This is a genomic window from Roseiarcus sp., from assembly GCF_049514155.1.
Classification (GTDB): domain Bacteria; phylum Pseudomonadota; class Alphaproteobacteria; order Rhizobiales; family Beijerinckiaceae; genus Roseiarcus.
Window position 1 is genome coordinate 1 of record NZ_JBEKVH010000199.1, and the last position, 5,762, is coordinate 5,762.

Annotated in this window: 10 protein-coding genes and 1 pseudogene; 5 read left to right on the top strand and 6 right to left on the bottom strand. The window is 62.6% G+C overall.

Annotated elements, in window-relative coordinates; genetic code table 11:
- Window positions 1–896: pseudogene (locus tag ABSF49_RS19505) on the bottom strand (hypothetical protein); the annotation flags it as partial.
- Between ABSF49_RS19505 and ABSF49_RS19510 the strand changes: the two are divergent.
- Complete coding sequence (locus ABSF49_RS19510) at window positions 891–1,127, top strand: hypothetical protein (RefSeq protein ID WP_424114300.1); 237 nt, start codon at window positions 891–893, stop codon at window positions 1,125–1,127. The pseudogene ABSF49_RS19505 and the gene ABSF49_RS19510 sit on opposite strands and share 6 nt — an antisense overlap.
- Window positions 1,128–1,220: 93 nt before the next feature.
- Here the strand turns inward: ABSF49_RS19510 and ABSF49_RS19515 are convergent, their stop codons facing one another.
- Window positions 1,221–2,042 (bottom strand): alpha/beta fold hydrolase, encoded by an 822-nt coding sequence (locus ABSF49_RS19515; protein WP_424114308.1) that lies wholly within the window; start codon window positions 2,040–2,042, stop codon window positions 1,221–1,223.
- Window positions 1,967–2,221: a hypothetical protein gene (locus ABSF49_RS19520; protein WP_424114309.1), complete on the bottom strand. Its 255-nt coding sequence runs from the start codon at window positions 2,219–2,221 to the stop codon at window positions 1,967–1,969. The genes ABSF49_RS19515 and ABSF49_RS19520 overlap by 76 nt, the downstream gene beginning before the upstream one ends.
- A gap of 689 nt (window positions 2,222–2,910) precedes the next feature.
- Here ABSF49_RS19520 and ABSF49_RS19525 point away from each other — a divergent pair.
- Window positions 2,911–3,084, top strand: a complete 174-nt coding sequence (locus ABSF49_RS19525; RefSeq protein WP_424114301.1) for a hypothetical protein — start codon at window positions 2,911–2,913, stop codon at window positions 3,082–3,084.
- On the opposite strand, the gene ABSF49_RS19530 is transcribed toward ABSF49_RS19525, so the two are convergent.
- Entirely contained in the window at window positions 3,068–3,202 is a 135-nt protein-coding gene (locus ABSF49_RS19530) for a hypothetical protein (RefSeq protein ID WP_424114302.1), read from the bottom strand. The two genes, ABSF49_RS19525 and ABSF49_RS19530, sit on opposite strands and share 17 nt — an antisense overlap.
- A gap of 60 nt (window positions 3,203–3,262) precedes the next feature.
- Window positions 3,263–3,448 (bottom strand): hypothetical protein, encoded by a 186-nt coding sequence (locus ABSF49_RS19535; RefSeq protein WP_424114303.1) that lies wholly within the window; start codon window positions 3,446–3,448, stop codon window positions 3,263–3,265.
- Between the two features lie 496 nt (window positions 3,449–3,944).
- Here ABSF49_RS19535 and ABSF49_RS19540 point away from each other — a divergent pair, with 496 nt between their 5' ends.
- From ABSF49_RS19540 to ABSF49_RS19550, 3 genes are all read left to right on the top strand, one after another.
- A complete protein-coding gene (locus ABSF49_RS19540; protein ID WP_424114304.1) occupies window positions 3,945–4,139 on the top strand; it encodes a hypothetical protein in 195 nt (64 codons plus the stop codon).
- A gap of 68 nt (window positions 4,140–4,207) precedes the next feature.
- A complete protein-coding gene (locus ABSF49_RS19545; RefSeq protein WP_424114305.1) occupies window positions 4,208–4,354 on the top strand; it encodes a hypothetical protein in 147 nt (48 codons plus the stop codon).
- A gap of 125 nt (window positions 4,355–4,479) precedes the next feature.
- Window positions 4,480–4,743 carry a hypothetical protein gene (locus ABSF49_RS19550; protein ID WP_424114306.1) on the top strand — a complete coding sequence of 88 codons (264 nt, stop codon included), beginning with the start codon at window positions 4,480–4,482 and terminating at the stop codon, window positions 4,741–4,743.
- Window positions 4,744–4,770: 27 nt separating this feature from the next.
- Here the strand turns inward: ABSF49_RS19550 and ABSF49_RS19555 are convergent, their stop codons facing one another.
- Window positions 4,771–5,163 carry a hypothetical protein gene (locus ABSF49_RS19555; RefSeq protein WP_424114307.1) on the bottom strand — a complete coding sequence of 131 codons (393 nt, stop codon included), beginning with the start codon at window positions 5,161–5,163 and terminating at the stop codon, window positions 4,771–4,773.
- Between the last annotated feature and the right edge of the window lie 599 nt (window positions 5,164–5,762).

Sequence of the window (5,762 nt, forward strand, 5' to 3'; positions counted from 1 at the left end):
TAGAGGATGCGGCCCGTCATCGTCGCCGACCAGACCTTGATATCGATATGGCCCGCCTGCCGCATGTCGAACACGCTGTATTCGAGGTTCTCGAGGAACAGCGACCGCAGCCGGCTGGTGATGACGTAAGGCGCCGGCGCCCCCGTGTGGTAGGGATTTCCCCCGCTCTGATGGTCGAACAGGTCGACCAACTCGGTGATGATGGGCCGCCCTCGGCCGATGCCATGCTCCTGCACAAGGATGGGCAGAATGTTGCCCTTCTGATTGAAGTCCGTAAGCTGCTCGCCGCAGCCGAAAATGGCCTCGTCCTCGACCGATCCGACACGCAGGCGGATGCGATTGACGCCCGAAGCCTTGGGCCCGTCGGCGCTGATGACGAAGCGCAGATGCGTCGGCGAGACCGCCTCGAAAGCGAGCTTGTAGCCGACGGCGCCGGCCGGGCTGGTCAGCATTCCCGACACCGTCGCGGCGTTCCCGACGGCGTCGATCGCGTCGATTGTGGGCTTCCGGTAAGAAGCCGATACGGCGTCCTTAATCTCGAAGGTTCCCTCAGGGGCGCCGAACTCATCAATGGCGGCCGTCGCCTCCTCGGCGACGATGAAATTACCGTCCGGCTCGGTCTCCCAAATGATCCGCTCCGACGCGCGCTTATGCGAGATGCGCAGGCCATCCGCCGTACGCGTCAGGATGAAGTCGCCGATGGGATGGCTCTCGCCGGGTGCAGTCTGCGCGGCGACGCCGCTCGGCAGGGTCGCGACCGCAACCGCTGACACGCCCGCAGCCAGGAAACCGCGCCGTTTCAGGTCCATGTCGCCGCCTCCGGTTACTGCAACCGAAACTTCACGGATGGGACCCCAGCCGGACGCAAAACTCTCATTGCCGGCGCATTTTTGCAAGGCGAAATCGGCGAATCCATCCTGACGAAGCTGGAGCTCGGATCGAAGGATGGACTGGAGGCTGAGGCGATCAAGGTTTACGCCCGCATGCGCCGCAGGGCGAACGCCCGCCTCGACAATCTGGATTGGACCAGACGCGCTTGGAACGCCGCCGCGGCCTATGCCGAGAGCAAGTTCCTCGACGTGCTGATCGCCATTGGCGTCGCGCTTCCCGATCGACGACTTGCCTGAGCCGTCGCCGACATCTCAAGACGCTACGTTCGAGGTGGTCGGCGACCAATGGACGGGCAAGCCCTCGGCGGCCTATCCGCGCGCCGCCGCCGCTTATTCGCCTCCTTTTGACTGCGCGGCGCCAGGGCTGGGTTCCAGCGTTACCGCGATGAAACGCGCAATCATCGCATTGATCTGGTCCGGCGCCTCCAACTGGCAGAAGTGCCCCGATCCCACCGTCCGCCCAAAGCTCAATTGCGGAAGCAGCTCCCGCAGTCGCGCCATGTCCGAGCGCGGCGACGGTTCGTCGGCGGCGATGTAGAGCGAGGGGACGACGACGCGCCCTTGCGCGTCGTCCGCCCTGAATTCGCCGAGGCCTTGATATGCCGACTCCATCACGTGCTGCGGGGTCTTAGCCATCTCCTCGAGAATATGAGCCTTGCGGACGGCGTCGTCGCTCGAAAGGAAGAAGACGGAACTGACCAGGTCGCGTAGCGCGATGGCGTAGTCCGGTCCCCTCAGCCGCTCCAGAAATTGTGGGATGGCGGCGCGCGCCGCTGGCGGCAGGACGACAGCCGCATCAAGCATCACGATGGCGCCGGGCAGTTCGGGATAGCGCGCCGCGACATCGAACGAGACGATCCCGCCCATGCTGTGCCCAACGAGAATCGGTTTGGGCAATTTCAACTCGCGACACAACCAAGCGACGTCATCGGCGAAGGCGCCGATCGGATAGGGCTGATGCGGCTTGTCGCTGCGGCCATGTCCGCGCAGATCAGGGGAGACGACCCTGTGCCCAAGACTCGCAAAATGGCTGGTCTGGGGCGCGAAATAGGTGTGATCGCAACACCAGCCGTGGATCAGAACGATCGGACGCCCGGCGCCGGCGACATCTTCGACGTAGAGCGCGACGTTGTCTCGATGGAGGAACGGCATGCTGCCCTCTTCCCGTTGTCGTCTCGACGGGCGCCCGCCGTACGCGTCAGGATGAAGCCGCCGATGCGATAGCGCTGACCGGCTTCCTCGGCTTGCTGCGCCGCACCGCCGCTCGGCAGGCTCGCAATCGCGACAACCGACGCACCCGCCGCAAGGAAGCCACGCCGTTTCAGGTCCATGTCGCCGCCTCGGGCGACCGCAACCGAAATTCAGCGGATAACACACCTGTCGGAAGCGAGACTCTCACTCACGGCGCATTTTGGCAATGCGAAGTTATCTGAGCACATCGGGTGTGTGGTTAGCAGGCCGTGTGTTCGCTCAGTCGCGGCGACCGGTTTGGATCAACGACGCCATGCGGCAGCGAATGTCCGCCAAAACAGTTCGTTTGCCCTAAGCCGCCATTCCGCTGTCGGCCAGCTGCGGAAATTCAAACCGGCGCACCGTCACGCCCTGCTCCCTGCCGACGTTCGCGCCATTTCACCGTATGAGCCAATCTTCCGAATCACGGCGGCTGGGCTGATCGCCGAGCGCGCGGCTCCGCATTGCGCAGCCGCTACAATCTAGATTCTGGGCTCAGCGGAGAAGGCGCAAATGGGATTCGCTCTCCAAATGCAAGTTGGCCTTTTCCCGGTCGGCGTCCAGTCGACCCTCTTCCGGGCGCAGATCATGTGTAATCTTCGGGAGATCGCTGAGCGCGAACTTGCGGAGGATCTTGCTGTTGCCACGGAATTGCGGCGCCAGCCGACGCAATCGAATCGTCCTCGGAAGGATGGAACGCAGGCGACGATGCCGTGGAAATCGCAGACGGGTTCGGCGATGGATCTATTGGCCTCGACGTGGGAGCGCCTCGTTGACGTCCGAAAAGCCCATGGCGGAAAGACTCCGCGAACTCGCGCGCGAGACCGACCGACCCAGTCAACTCGACGCGGCGATCAAGGAGATTTATTCGGCGCACCTTGGCGGCGAACGAACGAGCGAAGAAACCGAACAGCTCGACAGGGTCATCATCAGGCATAGAGGGAAAATCAAGACCGCGGCCTGACGATCGCCAGCACGCGCCTGGACAGCGGCGCGCGATGTTCCCGGCGCGCCTTCATTCGCTCCGCCGGGATCGTCCACAGACCAGCATCGAGGTCGAATTCCGCCCATCGCGCTCGCAAAACCGCGTTCGACCGCGTTGCCGTAAGGATCGCCAGTTCGAGCGCCAGCGTCGCTCATGGTCACAGGAGCGACGGATAGCCGAGCGTGGGCAGCAAGCGGCTTACGATCGAGGCTAGGCAAACCAGCACGACGAGGAGCTTGAGAAGCTGCGCGAGCCGCCGATCGGGACAGAATCTGTCGATGACCCAGAACAGAATCGCCCCGATGACGACGGTAATCAGAATGCCGATTGCCAGCGAAATCACAACCGCCTCGCGCTTCCCGATCGACGATTACATAAAGTTAGAGCGCGCGGTCGATTGTCGCCAGAATCGGAAAATACCCACTGCCGCTCAGGGCGTCGGAATGAGTAGATTCCGATTCTAGCGTTCTCAAAGGTCGCCGTTCCATCTTCCCAGCTTGTGAGATGGGAGGCCTGTATGTGGTGGGATCAAATCACAAAGGGTTGGAAGCAACTCATCACCATAGTCGCGTCCCCGCGGACCGCGCCGAACGCCGATTCCGGGCGCGACGCCTCAATCCGCGCTGACGCCTCTTACAGCGGCGGATACGAGGAGACCCCGCGGCCCTACACCCCTAAAACTCATCGCGAGCGAAGCGAGTTCTCGCAGCACTTGGGCTGCTAGCGGCCCGTTCAAAGACCGAGGGTGGAATTGGCGGCGAAACGCTCGCAACCCGGCGAGCGCTCGTCGTTGCGCGCCTGCACGGGTTTGAGAATGCCGCCTTCACTGGAGCATCGCCATGACCAAACACCTGCCGGAAGCGCCGGCTGCGAACCGCAGCAAGAAGGGGCCCGGGGACCATCATGAGGTCGGCGGCGACACGACGCATGAGAGCCGCCCCGACGATCTGAACACGTCGGAACAGGGCGACACCGCCAACATCAAGCAGAACACGACGAACAAGGGCTTCTTCCGCGGCCGCAGAATGAAATAGCAGCGCGAGGACGAGCGGCGACGGCTGTGATTCCGCGGAGCGGAGCGTGTGACAAGGGCGATGAAATCATGAACCGGAGCGCTCTCTACTTTATTATCGGCATGCTCATCGTCGTCGGCGTGGTCATGGGTTATCAATTGTACGGCGAACGGCAAAGGACCGACCGCATTGTCATTGACGTCGGGAAAAGCGGCATTTCGATCGAGAAGAAATAGTCGGACGGGCCCCGGTTTGGAGCCCCGTGAAAGGACCTCAGGGGGCGCCAGGCTACGATCGACCTCAGGCTCTGCGAAGCGGGCGCTTGAGAACGCCGACCATCAGTCTTCGAGGAGCAAGCCACATGCCGAACGATCAGAACGAACCCGCCAAGAAGGGACCGCCCATCGAGGAAGAGGCGTCGACATCGAACCTTCGCAAGGCGTCGGCGAAATTGAAAGCGAAGATTGCCGAAGCGAGAGGTCGCAGCGACCTGCCGTTCGATTCGACGCTCGGGAGTCCGAACTGGGATAGGAACGCCGCCGACGGTCATCTCGACGTTCCCGACGACGATGACGACGGTTGGCCGCCTTTGCCGGTGAAGGCGAACAAAACCTCGCCGCCTTGACCCTTTGGACGACCCCGTTATCGCCCTTCAGCTTGCGAACGCATCCAGCGCGATCCACAGGCCGAGCACCAGCACGGCGCCCATCCAGACGTGGAAGAATCGCTTGAAGCCCACGCCCTTGTAGGCGGCGGCCATCTGCTCCGGCGGAACCAGCAGCAGCGACGCCCCCTTTAGCAGCGCCGCCCATCCGAAAAGCGTGACGACGACCGTCAGGGCGCCGCCGGTCCAGACGTTATGTGCGAGCACGATCGCCAGGCCCGCCGCGGTCGCCGCCAGCCCTGAGAACAGCATCCATGGCCCGCTGCGCGCCATCTCGTCCAGCGTCGCCAGCGTGCGACGCTTGCTGGCGAGCATCGCGATGGAAATCGCGATCAGGTAGAGACCGAGAAGTCTGCCGAGAAAGATCGTGGTCGGGGACATGGAGGCTATCCTTGGGCTGCGACGGATAGGGGACATCCTTAAGCCAGTAGATGTGCTGACCGAACAGAAATCTTCCGGTCTTGCGGAAGCCTTCTTCGACACGGGCCGCGTGCTTTTTGTATGCTGAGGGGGATGTCCAGGACCGCGCCGCGAGAGCAGCTAACCGGCGGCGTCTCGCCGCTTTTCTTCGCCTCTAAGCGCGCTGTTCGGCGGTCGAACGCATGGAGCGCCGCCAGCGCCTGGAAGAATTCAGTGGTCTGAAGCCGCGTCAATGGATAGTCCCGAAGCGCGATCGAATCGGAAAGACGTTTGAGGCGGCTCGCCTACGGCTCGCGGAGGAGGAGGCCTTCCTCTTCTCCGGCGTAAATGGCCGTGAGCAGCTCAAAGGCGTCGAGTTTCTTGCCGCCCGTATTGCCGCCGCCCTTTGCGCAGGCCGATCGAGCAAATCTGTCAAAATAGTGCTAGAGCTTTGTGCAGTTATACCAAGTCCCGAAGGGCGTGACTCTCGGCTTCCCAAATCATCGGCGAGCTGATTCAAGGTGGCGAACCCAGGAGGTTTGCCATGGCTCTTCCGCTCCGGGATGATTTTGATGCTCCGA

Bases quoted from the DNA above. Each gene is read 5' to 3' on its own strand.
- ABSF49_RS19515 (WP_424114308.1), bottom strand. From the start codon at position 2,042: ATGCCGTTCCTCCATCGAGACAACGTCGCGCTCTACGTCGAAGATGTC.
- ABSF49_RS19520 (WP_424114309.1), bottom strand. From the start codon at position 2,221: ATGGACCTGAAACGGCGTGGCTTCCTTGCGGCGGGTGCGTCGGTTGTC.
- ABSF49_RS19525 (WP_424114301.1), top strand. From the start codon at position 2,911: ATGGCGGAAAGACTCCGCGAACTCGCGCGCGAGACCGACCGACCCAGT.
- ABSF49_RS19540 (WP_424114304.1), top strand. From the start codon at position 3,945: ATGACCAAACACCTGCCGGAAGCGCCGGCTGCGAACCGCAGCAAGAAG.
- ABSF49_RS19545 (WP_424114305.1), top strand. From the start codon at position 4,208: ATGAACCGGAGCGCTCTCTACTTTATTATCGGCATGCTCATCGTCGTC.
- ABSF49_RS19550 (WP_424114306.1), top strand. From the start codon at position 4,480: ATGCCGAACGATCAGAACGAACCCGCCAAGAAGGGACCGCCCATCGAG.
- ABSF49_RS19555 (WP_424114307.1), bottom strand. From the start codon at position 5,163: ATGTCCCCGACCACGATCTTTCTCGGCAGACTTCTCGGTCTCTACCTG.